The sequence below is a fragment of the Oxalobacter paraformigenes genome (assembly GCF_000158475.2).
In the GTDB taxonomy this organism is placed as follows: domain Bacteria; phylum Pseudomonadota; class Gammaproteobacteria; order Burkholderiales; family Burkholderiaceae_D; genus Oxalobacter; species Oxalobacter paraformigenes.
Genome location: NZ_KI392031.1, coordinates 1,463,133 through 1,481,151, shown reverse-complemented (window position 1 = coordinate 1,481,151; position 18,019 = coordinate 1,463,133). Strand labels below are relative to the sequence as shown.

Sequence of the window (18,019 nt, the reverse complement as noted above, 5' to 3'; positions counted from 1 at the left end):
TATTTGCAGGGTTTTTTATTTAATGGAAGAGCCTTATATGGATGACAGTGTTTCGAAAAATTCCGGACGGTTTACCGGTTTTGCGGGACTGTACGATCAGGCGCGTCCTGCCATGCCGCTTTATCCGGTTGAAATCATTAGCCGGTATCTTGGCAGAAAACCTGAAATAGTGGTTGATCCGGGATGCGGCACCGGTCTGTCTTCATCGGTCTGGCGAAACCATTGTGAAGAGCTTGTCGGTATCGAACCCAGCGAAGACATGCTTGCTGTGGCCAGACAGAAGGAAAGGACCGGCGTTTCATCCAGAAAGGGGTTTTCTTCCAGTACAGGCATGCCGGATGAATCGGTCGATGTGGTGGTGTGCAGCCAGTCTTTTCACTGGATGGAACCTCAATCCAGCTTGCGCGAAATCAATCGCGTATTGAAACCGGGCGGCATTTTTTCGACAGTCGATTGCGATTGGCCTCCCGTTTCCGACTGGCGGGTCGAAAAAGCTTGTACCGACCTGTTTGAAAAGAGAGCGTATATCGGGAAAACAGATAATGTCGTCATTACCTCTTTCATCCGCCGGAACAAGGCCGAATAGTTGAACCATATCCGGGGCAGCGCTTATTTCAGGTATGCCAGGGAAATCGTTTTTTCCCACCTGGAAAAATGCACTGCCGGAAGGCTGATCGGGCTCGCTGAAAGTCAGGGCGGTTTGCAAAGTATCCGGAAAGGCCTTCCTGAACTGATCGAAAGCGATGTCGAGGTTTTTGTACAAACTGTTCAGGCCGTTTTTCAGGACAGGATACTCGACATTGATTTCGGCTACCGGATGCGGCCTGGCGTCAAATAGGTAGCCTGCCTGACAGGCAATATACCGGTTTTGGCCTGTATTAGCGGGTTGAAACAGATTTATGCTTTCCTCCGTATGGAACAGTTTTGTCCTGGCTGCTTCCTGTGAGCCCGTTTTGTAGTCGGGTATCTGAAGAGAGCCCGATTTCCGGAATGCCTGTTTCCCTCTGGAAACCAAAGCCGTTTTTGCCCATTCTCAAAATAGGACTGAAAGCGATTCGCTAATATTTTTCCTCCCTATCGAAGCCGTTTGCAAAATGGACGGCCTTAAGTGAAAGTCGTTTTTCACTGTTCTGTTTTTTCTTCAAAAATTCCCTGGAAACATTATGTTATCGAGTATGTATGTTCAGGTTGCCATAGCCATTGACAATGAAAAGCTCAAGAGAAAACTGGACCGGCTGAAGGAAAAAACGGTATGGCCGGATGCCTCTGTTTCCTGTTCTGGAGAGATCGTGGAATACATTGCGGAAATTTATGAGAAATGCCGGCTTCGCCGTTTCGAGAAAACGGTTTTGCCCCTAATAATGAATACGGGAAAAATTTCCGGAGTCGTGCTTGATGAACTCAGAGCTTGCCGAAACAGTATCAGCGAAATGTATTTCATCTTGACCTGTTTTCCCTGGCGGCCGGAAGCTGGCGACATTTTTATAAAACGCCAGATCGCTGTCTATACCGGTTTGATTGAGGAACTGGTCGATGAGAAAGAAGTTTTTCTTCTGGAACAGGCAAAAACGGTTTTGTCCGATGAAAACTGGTTTGAAATGGCAGAAACCATCATGGAAGAAGACACGGTGTTTTGGGAAAGCGATGAAAACCGTTTCGGGTTTCAGGAAAAAAGGGAATGGAACTGCCCTGGAAATTACGGGAGTCATATCGCTGAAACGGAATACCGGATATAATAGAAGAGCGCGAAAGATCGAAAAACCCGACCGGTATTCGATTCCCGTTAGGACAGACGGGGCAGCGCGGTTATCGGGCATGTGTCATGCGCGATAACCGGCGGGATCGTCAAAACGGTTGGCCTTATCAGGTTATTTGCCGGAATTGAAAAATCCCGATTATCTCAAAAAGATTTTAAGGAAAGGATTTTTTATATGAAAAAATCAATGTCCAGAGAACATGCAGACCTGCTGAAACGGTGTTACATGAGCATGGGACTGGATCGTGACATTATGCTTGGTGTTCAAAGCCGCAAGGCTCAGGCTTACGATCTGCTGGCCAATATTCATACCCAGGTCAATACACCGCGCGTTTCCGACTGTTGCGGTAATGAATCGCCTCATCCCTGCAATTGCACGAATTCCCGATGAGGATGTTCACGTTCTCTGATCGTTTTGCCGTTGTTTGACTGGCCTTTTGTCACGATTGGATTTTGATGGGGGTTCGCTGAAGGCGAAAACCGTACATGAAATCGATCGTGGCGCGGATCGCTTTTTCGTTTTCTCCATCCGGTTTTTCTTTTTGCGCCAGCAAGGTGCAAAACGCCTTGTTTCATCAATTTTCCCGATTTTTTTTCTTTTTTTTAGGCAAGAAAAAAACAATTTGTTCCGCCTCTTGATATCATGTCTTCTTTTATGAAGTCGGATTTCACATGCTATGTTGAATTTTCTATCGCAGCTCTTTGGAAAAAAACGTCCGGTCAGTCAGGCCGCTCCGCCAGAAGATAAAAAAGAGTCTTCCGTTTCGCGCGACGCCAAACGTGACGCTCTGGAGATGGCCTGGCAATTGCCTGACGATGAATCGGCTGTCGTCGATTTCCTCTTGCAGTGTCGCTTCGCCGATGCGCGCTATGTCGCTGCGCAGAAAGTTCATTCCGTGTCCGTTATGGAAAAGGTCAGGGAAGCGATGCGGAAGACTGACCGTCGCGTATACAGGCTGATGCAAACGCGTCTGAACGAAATTGCGCATATCGAAGCGGTTTTTGCCAAAGTTGCACATCTTGCAGACAGCGCAGCCGCGCTGGTGGATGGAGCAGCCCTTGCTCCCAATCTCGTTGCGGATCTGGATCGGGAATGGAAGGCCATACCGTCTGATGATCTTGAAAAGCTGCCAGCGGAACTGAAAACGCAGTTCGAGACCTTGCGCTTGCAACTGGAGTCGAGACTGTCAGCCCAGCTGCTTTTGCAGTGGGAAGTCAAATCCTGCTATGAAGAATTGTCCGGTATGGACAAAAACCTGAGTCTGAGCCCGGCTGAACGGGCCGGTCTTCTGGAGACTTTTTCGGAAAAACTGGCGCAGTGGAAACAGTCTCCGGAACGGTTTTCGCTGCCGCGCCAGCTGTTGTCCGACTTCGAAGCGAAGTTCAACGATCTGTCCGAAGCTTCCGAACGTTACGAGAAGGAATATGACGTGTTTCGGAACCGTTTGGCGCGGCTTGAGGAATGGGAACGGTCCGATCCTTCCAGACTGGACAGGAGTGAACTGGAAAAACAATGGGCGGAATTTCCCGCCGTGAAAGATGCGGGAAGACAGTCCGAATTGAACAGACGTTTCAATGCGGTACTCGCACAACTGGCTGTAAAGACGCCTGTTATTGCCGTTTCCGTTCCCAAATTCGATTTGTCGCCTTCCGAAGCGCAGGCCTATTTCGCGGAACACATCAATGGGCTGCAACAGGCTGTGGAATCGGGTTCGGTTCAGGATGCCCTGACGCATGATGAAGCGTTGCGCCGGCTCGATCTCGATAGGCTGGGTATGGCCGGAGAGAGGATGGCACAGCTTGGTCATTTGAGAAACGAGCTTCGCCGCCTGAAAGGCTGGGCAAAATGGAGCGGGAAATTGTCTCGCGAAAAACTGATCTCTTTTGTGCAGGGTCTTCCCGAACAGAAGCTTAAAGTCGAGGAACTGGCGGATGCCGTGGTTCAGGCCAGGGAAGAATGGAAAGCGCTGAATGGCGTTTCGGGTATGGCGACCCGTGAACAGTGGATCGAATTCGACAATGCCTGCAATCGCGCTTATGAACCGGTGTTGACCCATGCAAGGCAACAGGCTGAAGAAAAAGAAAAGAATATTCTTCAGGCCGAAACCGTTATCGCCGGAATAAGGGCTTTTGCAGAAGAGTTTCATGCAAATTATGCCGATGCGATCGCGCGTAACGGCGAATTTGACTGGAAACCCGTCATCAATTTTTACCGGCAGACGTCACAGTCATGGCGCCAGATCGGAATGGTAGGAAGGAAAGAGAAAAAAAGACTGGATGACGCGTTTTCCAGCGTCATGCAGCCTGTCAGGGAAAAGCTGTATGAGCAGACGCAACTGGAGATCAGGCAACGCGAGCAATTGATCGGGGAAGTGGAAGCTATCGATCCGCAGCACAGGGAAGCCGGAAAAAGACTCAGGGATGTCCAGCAGAAGTGGCAAAATTGCGCCAAAGCCTTTCCGCTGGACAATCGCGAAGACAGAAAGTTATGGTCGCGTTTTCGCGAAGTTTGTGAAAATCTTCATGCCAGACGGATGGAAAAAAACAAGGCCGTTGATCTGGAAAGATGGCAGCATTTGCAACAGAAGGAAGCGATATGCGCCGAACTGGAAGCCATGAGCGCGGCCGACGAGTCCGGTGATCTGGAACATCGTCTTGGAGAGCTTCTGAATCGCTGGAAGAGTCTGGGCAGCGTTCCGAAAGACGCCGAATCCCACATCCGCAAACGGCTTGACAGTGCCGTTCTGGCATGCCGGAACCGGATAGGATTGCTGAAAACGGAAAAAATGACGGAAGCCCTGAAATCCCTGTACGAAAAACTCGCGTTGTGTCGTTCTCTCGAAAACAGGGTAGTCGATTTGTGTCGGGAAACAGAAAATGGTTCTGTCGATGCCGTTTGCGAAGATGAGGAATACGAAACTGCCTGGAAAGCCTTGCCTCCGCTGCCGGAAAAAATGGAAAATGTTTTGTCAAACCGTTTTTATAACGGTTTGAAAGCGATGGCTGCCAGAAACCGGGCTTATGGAAAACGGTTGCTGAACAATGTTCCTTCCATGAAGGAACACATTCTCCGGTTTGAAATCGTTTACGGTCTCGATTCGCCGCACTATCTGGAAGAAGAAAGACGCCGGAAACAGATGGAAGTGTTACAGGAAGCCATGGGCGGAAGCGAGCAGCTTGTCGCCGGCGAGGTAATACGGCAGTTGCTGGAATTGCCCGTCCTGACGGATGAGGAAGATATCGGCCGGATCAATACCCTGATTCTCAAACTGAACGAACCCGGTTAAGACCGGGTTTTTCATGGAGACCGCTTTTCCCGTTTTCAATGGAGGGAGGAGGGTGGCGGTTCGCCAGACGAATTTTCCGCAAAAAGCTGGGCGCAATCGACTGGATCGAATGCGTAAGTCTGTCCGCAAAAATCGCAGCTGATCGCCAGATTTCCCTGTTCTTTCAGGGCGTCTTCCACTTCTTTTTTGCCGAGCATTTTAAGCATGCTGGCCACTTTTTCGCGGCTGCAACTGCAATTGAAAACCGGATGAAGCGGATCGAACGCAAACAGGTCTTCTTCCCAGAACAGGCGATGGCGCAAAGTGTCGATGTCGGTATCGAGTAGTTCTTTGTTCCGCAAGGTCAATGCCAGTGCGAGAAGATTTTCCCAGGCTTTTTCTTCGTCCCCGTTTTTTTCGCTCAAACCGTCCGGCCCGGTTGGCGGAGGCATTCTTTGCAGCAGCAGCCCGCGGATGACATGGTTATCCGCTGCCAGCCAGATGCGGGTATCCAGCTGTTCGGACTGTTTCATATAATTTTCGATGACTTGCGAAATGGCGTCGCCTGCAAGTGAAACGATACCCTGATAAGGCCGTTGACCGGGTGCCTTTTCATGCGGGTCCAGGGTAATGACGAAACGGCCTTTTCCGTGAGCGTTGATCAGATCGGTAAATGTTTCGTTCCCGGTAAGGGGAACCGTCTCATCCAGTTTGGCGGTAGCCCGGATTTTCATGGCCGAGTCGCATTCCACGACGAGAAGGCGAACCGGTCCGTCCCCCTGTATCTGCATGACAAGCGAACCGTCGAATTTGATATTACCGCTTAACAGAACGGCTGCGCCGATCATTTCGCCCAAAAGGCGGGTGACGGGCGCAGGATAACGGTGATGCGATTGTATCTGTGCCCAGACCTCCGACAGTTCGACGAATTCGCCACGGGCAGCGGCATGCTGGAAAAGAAATTTCTGAAGTCGATCGTTCATACTGGGAATTCCACAAAAAATCATGAGGGCATTCTACCGCGCAAACTGCTCTTTTACCGGTAAAAAAGTCAGTCCGTTGATTTATCTTCAACGGCAGGCTTCGCCGCGTCGCGCCAGTCTATTTCAAAAAGCGTCTCATGAAAACGCGCTTTGTTCCAGACATAATGACTGGCCGCTCTCGGCATTCTGGCCGCTCTTTCTTCGTCCATAGTTCTGGCAATCCGTGCAGGAGCGCCCAGCAATACAACGCCTGGTTCAAAACTTTTGTTTTCGGCGATCAGCGTTCCGGCGCCAACAAGGCTGTTTTCGGACACGACCGCCCCGTTCAGCACAGTTGCCCGTATCCCGATCATGCTACCGTCCCCGATTGTACAGCCGTGCAACATGGCCATATGTCCGACGGTAACGTTTTTGCCGACAGTCAGCGGATGGCCGGAATCGGCATGGAGGACGGAACCGTCCTGAATATTGCTGTTTTCTCCAATCGTGATCCGGTCGTTGTCGGCGCGAATGACGACATTGAACCAGACGGATGCGTGCGCTTCGATCACGACGTCGCCGATAATAACGGCATTGTCGGCAATAAAGGCGGTTGGATGGATTTGCGGAATACGGTTTCCAAGGCGGTAAATAGGCATATTCTTTGCTCCAGATGGGGAAGACGTCCATTTTACCTGTTGATGCCGGTATGTCACCGGTCTGAAATGAAAAATGGATACGCTGTCGGCAGGCATTGGAAATATGCCATACGGATTTTGGACTGAAAGCGGTTTTTATCCAAAACATGTGTTTATAATGTTTCGCTTTACAGTCAATTTTGTATTCACGGATGAAAGTCTCACGCACGGAATTTGTAGACGCTCACGACATGCGCTTGTGTGTTCGCCATTGGGGCGACAGGGATGCGCCGAAATTGTTCATGGTTCACGGATGGATGGATATTTCCGCTTCTTTCCAGTTCGTTGTGGATGCGTTTGAAAAGGAGTGGCATGTTATCGCTCCGGATATGCGCGGTTTCGGGCATTCCGACTGGGCGCAGGGCGGTTACTGGTTTCCGGATTATCTGGCCGATCTGGAAGCCTTGCTCGATCACTATTCGCCTGACGAGCCTGTCCGGTTGCTGGGGCACAGTCTGGGCGGGAACATCACCAGCGTTTATGCCGGTATCCGGCCTTCGCGCGTGGCCCATCTTATCAGTCTGGAAGGATACGGTATCGTCGAAAACCGGCCCGAAATGGCCCCCGAACGGCTGGAACGATGGCTCGATTCACGGAAAGAGCCGGAAAGACTGCGCGCTTATCCTGACAAGGAAGCCGTTATTGCACGCTTGCGGAAAAACAATCCCAGACTGACTTATGAGCGGGCTTTTTTTCTGGCGGATTACTGGACTGAAGTAAATGACAGGGGGGAACGGATTGTCATGGCCGATCCGAAACACAAGTCCTTGCCCGTGTTGTCCCGACTGGATGAAATTCTCGCCTGCTGGAGCCGGATAGAGGCGAGGGTCCTTTTTGTGGAAGGCCAGCATTCACTATTGGGTATCCGCATGAAAGATCAGGCGAGGGCACAAGAAGAAATCCGGCGTCGCGCTTCCTATATCCGGGATGTACGGATTGCGCTGGTGGAAGGAGCCGGTCATATGCTCCAGCATGATCAGCCTGAGAGCGTGGCCAGACTGATCGAGGATTTTCTAGTTTGAAAGCGGTTTTGGCTTCTCGGCGTTCTTTTCCGGCTCGTCGTACAATACTTTGTTAGGAAAATGATGGATCTGTCTTATGCTGAATATTGATCTCCACTCGCATTCACGCGTATCGGATGGCGTACTGACGCCTGCTGAACTGGTCAGACGCGCCAGCGCCAATGGCGTGAGGATGCTGGCACTGACTGACCATGATGAAGTCGCCGGTGTGACCGAGGCCAAAAAGGCCGCTGCCGAAGCGGGAATCGAACTGGTTTCCGGTGTGGAAATCTCGATTACCTGGGCCGGTACTTCCATTCATATTGTCGGATTGCACGTGGATGAAAACGATCCTGTCTTGATTGATATGCTTCGCCGGAACCGTTCGGGACGTATGGAACGGGCGAAGCGGATGGGAGAACGGTTTGCGGAACTGGGCGTTGAAGGAGCTTACGAAGGCGCGCTGAAATATGTTACCAATCCGAATCTGATCTCCAGAAAACATTTTGCGCGGTTCCTTGTCGAGTCCGGCGTTTGCCCGACGATTTCAAATGCCTTCGACCGTTATCTGAAAGATGGCGGCCCTGCCTATATCCGGCATCAATGGGCAACCCTGACCGAAGCCGTACAGTGGATACTGAATGCGGGAGGCATTGCCATTGTCGCCCATCCCGGCCGATATAAAATCAAGGAAGTGGCCTTGCATGCCTTTCTCGATGAATTCCGGCAACTGGGAGGGACCGGCATTGAAGTCGTGACCGGAAGCCATACGCCGGATCAGTATCTGTATTTTGCCAGACTGGCCAACCGGTACGGTTTTTTATCGTCAGTCGGTTCGGATTTTCACGCGCCGAACGAGTCGCCTGTCGATGTCGGTTGCCTGCCCGATTTTCCCTGTCCTGTGGAACCGGTCTGGCAGAACTGGCGCTGAGAGCGTGCAAAATCCTGTTTGTTTGATACAGAAATGAAAAAAGGCTGCGCGATTTTCGTTTTGCCGTTATATTCCCTCATCTTATGTAAAAAATTAATAAACGAGTCCTGTTTCGATGCCATGCTTCACAAACCGGACTTGAATTTTCCGGAAACGGACTTATTTTAACGCTTTGATCATATTCAGAAATACAGGATCCATTCATGAAAAGAATTTTTCTTTTTCTGGCAACCAATCTGGCAGTTATTCTCGTCATGTCGATTGTCTTGTCCCTTCTGGGAATCAATCGGTATTTGTACGGCAGCGGTCTGGATCTGGGGAGCCTGCTTGTTTTTTCCCTGGTTATCGGTTTTACCGGTTCCATTATTTCGCTTTTGATCAGCAAACCGATGGCCAAGTGGTCGACTGGCGCCCATGTCATCACAGCCCCTTCCAATCCAACGGAACAGTGGCTTTTGAATACTGTTCAGAAACTGTCGAATGAAGCAGGCATCCGGATGCCTGAGGTTGCTGTGTACGAGGGAGAACCGAATGCCTTTGCAACGGGGGCTTTCAAGAATTCGGCACTGGTTGCCGTATCGACCGGTTTGTTGCAAAGCATGAACCATGAGGAAGTGGAAGCCGTGCTCGGTCATGAAATCGCGCATGTCGCCAATGGCGACATGGTGACCTTGACCCTTATCCAGGGAGTGGTAAACACTTTCGTCATTTTCCTTGCCCGGGTTGTCGGGTTTTTTGTGGACAATCTGTTGTCGAGAAACGCTGAAAATGGCGGAGGACGCGGCATCGGTTATTTTTTTACGGTTATCGTCTGTGAAATCCTCTTCGGTTTTCTGGCTTCGATGATCGTCGCGTGGTTTTCGCGTTATCGCGAATTCAGGGCGGACGCCGGTTCGGCAAAACTGCTTGGCAGCAGCCGGCCCATGATTCATGCCTTGCAGCGGCTCGGTCATATGGAATCGACGGACTTGCCGAAAAACATGACAGCGATGGGTATTAACAGCGGCAGTCGTTTTATGTCCCTGTTCGCGACTCATCCCCCTATTGAAAAAAGGATTGAAGCGCTTCAGACCGGACGGACATGACAGTCCGGCACTCGCGTACAACACTGAAAAATGGCTAGTTTTTATCTGGAAATACATCCTGTCAATCCGCAGAGTCGCCTGATTAAAAAGGCGGCTGATGTCGTGCGTGGCGGCGGTGTCGTCGTGATGCCGACCGACTCCAGTTATGCGCTTGTTTGCCGTCTGGATGACAAGGCGGCTGTCGACCGGATTCGCCAGATCCGCCAGATGGACGAACGGCATCTGCTGACGCTCTTGTGCCGCGATTTGAAGGAAGTGGGGTCTTATGCACGGGTAGACAATTCGGCCTATCGCCTGCTGAAAGCGGCCACACCGGGCGCTTTCACCTTCATTTTGCAGGCGACGAAGGAAGTACCGCGCCGCCTGTCGCATCCTTCGCGCAAAACGATTGGCTTGCGTATTCCTGACAATCGTATCGATCAGGCACTGCTGGAAGAACTGGGAGAACCGCTGATCGGAACAACCCTTATCCTTCCCGGCGACGAAGATCCCCTGACTGAAGGATACGCCATTCAGGAAAGACTGGAAAAGCTGGTTGACGCCGTGATCGATGGCGGAGCGTGCGGACTGTTGCCGACAACGGTGATCGATTTGACCGGTAAAGAACCCGAACTGGTGCGTAGCGGTCGTGGCGGTCCCGCATTGATCGGATTGTAAAAGGTAACGGTCGGGTGCGGTATGACCGGCTGTTTCAAACTATTGAAAGCGCAGAATGGATAATATTGTTGAAACAGCCATAATCTGGGCGATTCCCCTGCTGTTTGCGATCACGCTGCATGAAGCCGCGCACGCGTTTGTCGCCCGGTATCTGGGCGATTCGACCGCTTATATGGAAGGGCGGATGACGCTGAATCCTTTCAAGCATATCGATCCGCTTGGAACGGTCATTATCCCCGCGGTGTTGTTGCTTATCGGCAGCCCGTTCATTTTCGGTTACGCCAAGCCGGTACCGGTCAATTTCGGACAATTGCGGCATCCGCGGCGGGACGCGGCGCTGGTCGCTCTGGCAGGACCGAGTTCGAATCTGGTCATGGCGTTATTGTGGAGTCTGTTTAAAATCGGCCTGCTGCTGGCCCATGTGCAGAGCGGATTTCTCCTGCAAATGGCCGATGCCGGCGTGATGATCAATCTGGTTCTCTTCGCTTTCAATCTTTTCCCATTGCCACCTTTGGACGGAGGCCGCATAATGACAAGTCTGTTGCCGGCGAGTATGGCGTACAAATTCGTTCAGGTTGAACGGTATGGCTTTTTCATCGTGCTCGGACTGGTTTATTTGGGGCTGACGACTTACTGGATGCGTCCGGTGATGCAACTGGGGCGCTGGATCATCAACCTGTTTCTCTATCCTTTGTTATATATTTTATCTTTGTGATTCATTATGTATCCTGATCGTGTTGTTTCCGGCATGCGCCCGACCGGTGCGCTGCATCTCGGCCATTATCATGGCGCCATCAAAAACTGGGTTCGCATTCAATCGGAAGTGGAAAGCCTTTTCTTCGTGGCCGACTGGCATGCTTTGACGACCCATTACGATGAAGTGGAAACGATCGAAAAGAATGCCTGGGAAATGGTGATCGACTGGCTCGCTGCCGGGATTGATCCGGAAAAGGCCACCATTTTCATTCAGTCGAAAGTGCTTGAGCACGCCGAACTGACCTTGCTGATGAGCATGTCCACGCCGCTTTCCTGGCTGGAGCGGGTTCCGACCTATAAAGACCAGATCCAGAAACTGGCGCACAAGGATCTGACAACCTACGGTTTTCTGGGGTATCCCTTAATGATGGCGGCCGACGTGCTTGTTTACCGGGCCAATCAGGTGCCGGTCGGCGAAGACCAGTTACCGCATATGGAAATCATGCGCGAACTGGCGCGGCGTTTCAACTATATGTACGGCCGTGAAAAAGGATTCGATGAAAAGGCGCAGGCAAGCGCTAAAAAATTGGGGAACAAGCAGGCAAAGGTTTTTATGGAATGGCGTACCGAGTATCAGGAAAAAGGCAATGTCGAGGCGCTTGAAAAAGCCAGGGCCATGCTGGACGGAGCGGGCAGCCTGTCCGCAAACGACAGGGAAATCCTGTACGGTTATCTGCTCGGCAGCCGCAAGCAGATTCTGACCGAACCGAAAGCGCTACTGACCGAAGCGTCTCGTTTACCGGGTCTGGACGGTCAGAAAATGTCGAAAAGTTATGGCAATGCCATTGCGTTGCGTGACGACAAGGAAACGATTACCCGCAAAATCCGGACCATGCAGACCGATCCGGCGCGTGTCAGACGGACCGACCCGGGCGATCCGGAAAAATGTCCGGTCTGGCTGTTCCATGTGGTTTATTCGGATGAGGAAACCAAGGAGTGGGTACAGAAAGGATGCCGTTCCGCCGGGATCGGTTGCATCCAGTGCAAACAGCCCATTATCGACGCGGTTGTCCGCGAACTCGAACCGATGCAGGAGAGGGCACAACAGTACGTCGCCAAACCATCGCTCGTTCGTGAAATCGTCGAACACGGTTGCGAGAGGGCGCGCAAACTGGCTGGCGAAACGATGCGCGATGTCCGCGAAGCGATGGGGCTGGGATATTCCGGAAAATAATGGAGCGGCAATTTGCTGGCGTATTTATTCTCGGCTATAATTGGACAGCTTAACGAATTCAATTATTACCGTAGCGCCTGCGTCGTTCGACTCCAATTAAAATTAATCAGCGTTCCGGACTTGTTAAAAGACAGTCCGGGAGATTGATGCAGCCTGATGAAGCGGAGCCGTTGCGGTAACACTAAAAGGAGTTACCTTGCAATTCCCTTTCGGTCAACAGGTTCCAGCCGTTCTGGCGCTTGCAGACGGCACTGTTTTTCACGGCTATTCCATTGGCGCTTCGGGTGAAACTGCCGGCGAAGTGGTTTTCAACACATCCATGACAGGGTATCAGGAAATCCTGACGGATCCCAGTTACAGCGGGCAGATCGTTACCCTGACTTATCCTCATATCGGGAACACGGGCGTCAATCCGGAAGACGTTGAATCCAGACGGATACAGGCTGCCGGTTTCATCGTCAAGGATGTCCAGCCTGTCATTTCCAATTTCCGGGCGACGCAGTCTCTGCCGGATTATCTGAAAGAACAGAATATCGTCGCCATTGCCGGTATCGATACCCGCAAACTGACCCGGATTCTCCGTGAAAAAGGGGCGCAAAGCGGGGCCATTGTCGTCGGTGACGATGAAAGTAGGGCGCTTGCGCTTGCAAGAAGTTGCTCCGGTCTTTCCGGCCAGGATCTTGCCAAAGAGGTGACAACGGGCGAGTCTTACGAGTGGACGGAAGCCGGGTGGGAACTCGGTAGCGGTTACAAACAGCTCGGTGATTTCAAATATCATGTCGTCGCTTTCGATTTCGGCGTCAAACGCAATATTTTGCGCATGCTGACGGATCGGGGATGCAAGGTGACGGTTTTGCCGGCGCAGTCGTCTGCCGAAGAAGTTTTGAAATTGTCGCCAGACGGGATTTTCCTCTCCAATGGCCCCGGTGACCCGGAACCCTGCACGTATGCCATCGAAGCGGCACGCAATTTGATCGAACGCGGTATCCCGACTTTCGGTATTTGTCTGGGCCATCAGATCATGGCGCTGGCTGCCGGCGCAAAAACCCTGAAAATGAAATTCGGCCATCATGGAGCCAATCACCCCGTTCAGGATATTGAAACCGGCAAGGTATTGATTACTTCGCAAAATCATGGCTTTGCCGTCGATGCGACGACATTGCCGTCCAATTGCAAGGTGACGCACAAATCGCTTTTCGACGGTTCCCTTCAGGGATTTGCCAGAACGGACAAACCGGCTTTCTGTTTTCAGGGACATCCAGAGGCTTCGCCCGGCCCCGGCGATGTCGATTACCTGTTCGACCGGTTTGTCGGAATGATGGAAACAGCCAGAAAGAACAAGTAACTGACTGCCAGCTGCCGGACGCTTGTCGTCCGGCAGGGCGGGAAAAAGCAATATTCGCCGTTTTCAAACGGTTTTCGAAGACGGTAACCCAAACAACTTGCGGAAAATATGCCAAAACGTACAGACATCAAGAGCATTCTTATTATTGGCGCCGGCCCTATTATTATCGGACAGGCCTGTGAATTCGATTATTCCGGCGCTCAGGCTTGCAAGGCTTTGAGAGAAGAAGGGTACAAGGTCATTCTGGTCAACAGCAATCCGGCGACGATCATGACCGATCCCAATATGGCGGATGTGACTTTCATCGAGCCGATTACCTGGAAAGTCGTCGAGCGGATCATCGAAAAGGAACGTCCGGATGCCATTTTGCCGACGATGGGCGGTCAGACGGCACTGAATTGCGCCCTCGATTTGTATCGTAACGGCGTTCTGGAAAAATACCATGTCGAACTGATCGGCGCTTCTCCGGAAGCCATCGACAAGGCAGAAGACCGGTCGAAGTTCAAGGAAGCCATGACCCGGATCGGGCTTTCTTCCGCCCGTTCAGGAATCGCACACACATTGGACGAAGCGTGGGATGTCCAGAAGAAAATGGGATTTCCGGTGATTATCCGGCCGTCGTTCACCCTGGGAGGAACGGGAGGCGGCATTGCCTATAATGAGGAAGAATTCGACGCCATTTGCCGGCGCGGACTGGAAGCGTCGCCTACCAGCGAATTGCTGATCGAGGAATCGCTGATCGGCTGGAAAGAATACGAAATGGAAGTCGTGCGCGACCGGGCCGACAACTGCATTATCGTCTGTTCCATCGAAAATCTTGATCCGATGGGGGTTCATACCGGCGATTCGATCACGGTGGCGCCCGCGCAGACGCTGACCGACAAGGAATACCAGCTGATGCGCAATGCCTCGATTGCCATTTTGCGTGAAATCGGTGTCGATACCGGTGGTTCGAATGTCCAGTTTGCCGTCAATCCGAAAGACGGTCGCATGATCGTCATTGAAATGAATCCGCGGGTTTCCCGCTCCTCGGCGCTGGCGTCCAAGGCAACCGGTTTCCCGATTGCCAAAGTGGCGGCCAAGCTGGCGGTTGGGTTTACACTGGATGAATTGCGAAACGAAATTACGGGTGGCGCCACGCCAGCCTCATTCGAACCGTCAATTGATTACGTGGTCACGAAAGTGCCCCGCTTTACCTTTGAAAAATTCCCGTCTGCCGATCCGCATCTGACCACGCAAATGAAATCGGTCGGGGAAGTGATGGCGATCGGCCGCACTTTTCAGGAATCTTTCCAGAAAGCCTTGCGCGGCCTTGAAGTCGGTGTTGAAGGGATGAATGAGAAGACGACCGATCATGAAGTCATCAAGGAAGAACTGGGCGAACCCGGACCGGAACGCATCTGGTACGTCGGTGATGCCTTTGCACAGGGGTTCACACTGGAAGAAGTCCACAATCTGACCCATATCGATCCCTGGTTCCTTGCCCAGATCAAGGAAATCGTCGATATTGAATTGTGGCTTGACCATCAAAAGCTGGACGAACTGGACAGGGATACCCTGTTCAAACTGAAGCAGAAAGGCTTTTCCGACAAACGTCTGGCATGGCTTCTGAAAACGACCGACAAGGTCATTCGTGACAAACGCCATGGCTGGAATATCCGGCCTGTTTACAAACGGGTCGATACCTGCGCGGCTGAATTCGCCACCAACACGGCTTATATGTATTCCACTTATGATGAAGAATGCGAAGCCGAACCGACTGACAAAAAGAAGATCATGGTCCTGGGCGGAGGGCCGAACCGGATCGGTCAGGGCATTGAATTCGATTATTGCTGTGTTCATGCCGCGATGGCTATGCGTGAAGACGGTTATGAGACGATCATGGTCAACTGCAATCCGGAAACGGTTTCGACCGATTACGATATTTCCGACCGCCTGTATTTCGAACCACTGACGCTGGAAGATGTGCTGGAAATCGTCGACAAGGAAAAACCGTATGGCGTTATCGTTCAATATGGCGGCCAGACGCCGCTGAAACTGGCGCTTGATCTGGAAGCCAACGGTGTGCCGATTGTCGGGACGTCACCGGACATGATCGATGCCGCGGAAGATCGTGAACGTTTCCAGAAACTGCTGAAAGAACTGAATCTCCGCCAGCCGCCCAATCGGACGGCACGTACCGAAGAGGAAGCGATGGAACTGGCCAGGGAAATCGGGTATCCCATCGTTGTCCGTCCCTCCTATGTGCTGGGTGGACGCGCCATGGAAATCGTTCACGACCAGACCGGTCTGGAACGTTATATGCGTGAAGCGGTCAAAGTGTCCAATGATTCCCCGGTGTTGCTTGACCGCTTCTTAAATGACGCGATTGAAGTCGATGTCGATTGTATTTCGGACGGCAAACGCGTTTTGATCGGTGGGGTGATGGAACATATCGAACAGGCTGGCGTTCATTCCGGCGATTCGGCCTGTTCACTGCCGCCTTATTCCCTGTCGAAGGAAACGATTGAAGAGCTGAAACGCCAGACGACGCTAATGGCAAAGGGTCTGAACGTCGTCGGGCTGATGAACGTCCAGTTCGCTATCCAGCATCAGGAAGTGGATGGCAAACTGCAGGATGTCGTGTTTGTGCTGGAAGTCAATCCCCGCGCTTCACGAACCGTTCCATTCGTTTCGAAAGCGACCGGCAAACAGCTGGCCAAAATCGCGGCCCGGTGTATGGTCGGCAAATCGCTGGATGAACAGGGTATCGGTCGGGAAACGGTGCCGCCGTATTTCAGTGTCAAGGAAGCCGTGTTCCCGTTTGTCAAATTCCCTGGCGTTGATACCATTTTAGGACCGGAAATGAAATCGACCGGCGAAGTCATGGGGGTCGGAAAAACGTTCGGCGAAGCGTTCGTCAAATCGCAAATGGCGGCTGGCGTCAATCTGCCGCGTTCGGGCAAGGTTTTCCTGTCGGTGAAAGACAGCGACAAGCCGCGGGCTGTCAAAGTGGCCAAGGCGCTTGTCAAACTGGGCTTTACCATTATGGCGACCAGAGGGACAGCCAACACGATTCGTGAAGCGGGGATTGATGTTGAAACTGTCAACAAGGTTGCCGAAGGCAGGCCGCATATCGGCGATGTGATCAAGAATCACGAGATCGTTATGGTGATCAACACGGTTGAGGAAAAACGTACCGCCATTTTCGATTCGCGTACCATACGGACGTCGGCTCTGGCAGCACGCATCAACACCATCACGACGATTGCAGGCGCCGAAGCGGCTGTGCAAGGTATTGCCTGCATGGACAATATTAATGTTTACGATGTGCAGAGTTTGCATACATTGCTGCACTGAGTCACATCATTGAATGAGTTTGCGAGGCTTTTATGACACGGAATCGTGTCGCAAAGCCTCGCAGGTTTTTTGAGAGATGAAAAAATGAGTTCCATACCTGTTACCGTCAGAGGCGCACAGATGATGCGCGAAGAATTGCACCGCTTGAAAACCAAGGATCGTTATGAAGTCATTGCAGCGATTGCCGAGGCCCGCTCGCATGGCGATTTGTCTGAAAATGCGGAATACGATGCCGCCAAGGAACGTCAGGCGTTTATCGAGGGCCGCATTGCGGAACTCGAGACCAAGCTGAGTTCCGCGCAAGTCATTGATCCGACGACCCTGAACACCAATGGCCGTATCGTATTCGCCGCAACGGTTGCGCTTGAAGATCTGGAAACGGGGGAAAAGGTCAGCTATCAGATTGTCGGCAATGATGAAGCCGATCTGAAAGAGCTGAAGATTTCCATCACGTCCCCTCTGGCCCGTGCCCTGATTGGCCGGGAAGCGGGCGATGTCGTTGAAGTCAACGCACCCGCCGGAATTCGCGAATATGAAATTCTTGAGGTATTGTTTATCTGATAACCGTATTCAGGTGAGCGCTTTTTTCTTGGCGCTTGCCTGACGTGTCTTTTTGCGTTTTATCAAACCGCCCTGAGTGACGCGTTCATTGCCTTTGACGAGCACTTTTTTAATCCGGTTTTTGATGGCGCCGGTTCCCGGTTTGAAAGTGACGACGGATCGCATCCCTCCCTTTCCGTTTTGTTCTGCCGGTTTGACGGTTTCTTTTTTGGGGCGGTAGATCACCAGCAGTTTGCCGATATGCTGGATTGGAGCGGCATCAAGCTGTTGGCAGATCGATTGCAACATTTCGAGGCGAGCCAGGCGATCGTCTCCGAAAACGCGGATTTTGATGAGACCGTGAGCGTCGAGATTGACGGCGATTTCTTTCAGGACGGCGTCGGTCAGTCCGGCATCGCCAATCATGACGACCGGATCCAGATTGTGCGCCTGCGATCTCAGAAGGCTTCGTTGTGCAGGGGTTAATTTCAACATAATATTCCTTTGAA

The 18,019-nt window shown here is 51.8% G+C and carries 17 protein-coding genes; 14 read left to right on the top strand and 3 right to left on the bottom strand.

What is annotated here, in order from left to right:
- Positions 1-37: 37 nt before the first annotated feature.
- The 5 genes from OFAG_RS11210 to OFAG_RS11190 all read left to right on the top strand — a co-directional run bounded on the left by OFAG_RS11210 (position 38) and on the right by OFAG_RS11190 (position 5,043).
- The gene (locus OFAG_RS11210; protein ID WP_020995302.1) at positions 38-586 is read left to right on the top strand and encodes a class I SAM-dependent methyltransferase; all 549 of its coding nucleotides are present in this window, start codon (positions 38-40) and stop codon (positions 584-586) included.
- Positions 587-838: a hypothetical protein gene (locus tag OFAG_RS14230; protein ID WP_005875941.1), complete on the top strand. Its 252-nt coding sequence runs from the start codon at positions 587-589 to the stop codon at positions 836-838.
- 325 nt (positions 839-1,163) lie between these two features.
- Complete coding sequence (locus OFAG_RS11205; RefSeq protein WP_005875944.1) at positions 1,164-1,736, top strand: hypothetical protein; 573 nt, start codon at positions 1,164-1,166, stop codon at positions 1,734-1,736.
- Between the two features lie 195 nt (positions 1,737-1,931).
- The gene (locus tag OFAG_RS11200) at positions 1,932-2,147 is read left to right on the top strand and encodes a hypothetical protein (protein WP_020995301.1); all 216 of its coding nucleotides are present in this window, start codon (positions 1,932-1,934) and stop codon (positions 2,145-2,147) included.
- Positions 2,148-2,433: 286 nt separating this feature from the next.
- Positions 2,434-5,043, top strand: a complete 2,610-nt coding sequence (locus OFAG_RS11190) for a DUF349 domain-containing protein (protein WP_005875946.1) — start codon at positions 2,434-2,436, stop codon at positions 5,041-5,043.
- A 35-nt stretch (positions 5,044-5,078) separates the two neighbouring features.
- Here OFAG_RS11190 and hslO read toward each other — a convergent pair whose 3' ends face one another.
- Positions 5,079-6,005, bottom strand: a complete 927-nt coding sequence (gene hslO / locus OFAG_RS11185; RefSeq protein ID WP_005875948.1) for an Hsp33 family molecular chaperone HslO — start codon at positions 6,003-6,005, stop codon at positions 5,079-5,081.
- Between the two features lie 68 nt (positions 6,006-6,073).
- Positions 6,074-6,643, bottom strand: a complete 570-nt coding sequence (locus tag OFAG_RS11180) for a gamma carbonic anhydrase family protein (protein ID WP_005875950.1) — start codon at positions 6,641-6,643, stop codon at positions 6,074-6,076.
- 191 nt (positions 6,644-6,834) lie between these two features.
- On the opposite strand from OFAG_RS11180, the gene OFAG_RS11175 reads away from it, so the two are divergent.
- The 9 genes from OFAG_RS11175 to greA all read left to right on the top strand — a co-directional run bounded on the left by OFAG_RS11175 (position 6,835) and on the right by greA (position 17,531).
- A complete protein-coding gene (locus tag OFAG_RS11175; protein ID WP_005875952.1) occupies positions 6,835-7,704 on the top strand; it encodes an alpha/beta fold hydrolase in 870 nt (289 codons plus the stop codon).
- Positions 7,705-7,780: 76 nt separating this feature from the next.
- Positions 7,781-8,614: a 3',5'-nucleoside bisphosphate phosphatase gene (locus OFAG_RS11170; RefSeq protein ID WP_005875954.1), complete on the top strand. Its 834-nt coding sequence runs from the start codon at positions 7,781-7,783 to the stop codon at positions 8,612-8,614.
- A gap of 203 nt (positions 8,615-8,817) precedes the next feature.
- Positions 8,818-9,699: a protease HtpX gene (gene htpX / locus OFAG_RS11165; protein WP_005875958.1), complete on the top strand. Its 882-nt coding sequence runs from the start codon at positions 8,818-8,820 to the stop codon at positions 9,697-9,699.
- 30 nt (positions 9,700-9,729) lie between these two features.
- A complete protein-coding gene (locus OFAG_RS11160) occupies positions 9,730-10,356 on the top strand; it encodes an L-threonylcarbamoyladenylate synthase (RefSeq protein WP_005875960.1) in 627 nt (208 codons plus the stop codon).
- Between the two features lie 55 nt (positions 10,357-10,411).
- Positions 10,412-11,071, top strand: coding sequence for a site-2 protease family protein (locus OFAG_RS11155; RefSeq protein WP_005875962.1), 660 nt, complete (start codon positions 10,412-10,414; stop codon positions 11,069-11,071).
- A gap of 6 nt (positions 11,072-11,077) precedes the next feature.
- The gene (locus OFAG_RS11150) at positions 11,078-12,286 is read left to right on the top strand and encodes a tryptophan--tRNA ligase (RefSeq protein WP_005875964.1); all 1,209 of its coding nucleotides are present in this window, start codon (positions 11,078-11,080) and stop codon (positions 12,284-12,286) included.
- A 196-nt stretch (positions 12,287-12,482) separates the two neighbouring features.
- A complete protein-coding gene (carA, locus tag OFAG_RS11145) occupies positions 12,483-13,631 on the top strand; it encodes a glutamine-hydrolyzing carbamoyl-phosphate synthase small subunit (protein ID WP_005875966.1) in 1,149 nt (382 codons plus the stop codon).
- A 108-nt stretch (positions 13,632-13,739) separates the two neighbouring features.
- Complete coding sequence (gene carB / locus OFAG_RS11140; RefSeq protein ID WP_005875968.1) at positions 13,740-16,970, top strand: carbamoyl-phosphate synthase large subunit; 3,231 nt, start codon at positions 13,740-13,742, stop codon at positions 16,968-16,970.
- 84 nt (positions 16,971-17,054) lie between these two features.
- Complete coding sequence (gene greA, locus OFAG_RS11135; protein ID WP_005875970.1) at positions 17,055-17,531, top strand: transcription elongation factor GreA; 477 nt, start codon at positions 17,055-17,057, stop codon at positions 17,529-17,531.
- A 9-nt stretch (positions 17,532-17,540) separates the two neighbouring features.
- Here greA and OFAG_RS11130 read toward each other — a convergent pair whose 3' ends face one another.
- Positions 17,541-18,005, bottom strand: a complete 465-nt coding sequence (locus OFAG_RS11130; RefSeq protein WP_005875972.1) for a YhbY family RNA-binding protein — start codon at positions 18,003-18,005, stop codon at positions 17,541-17,543.
- Positions 18,006-18,019: the final 14 nt, after the last annotated feature.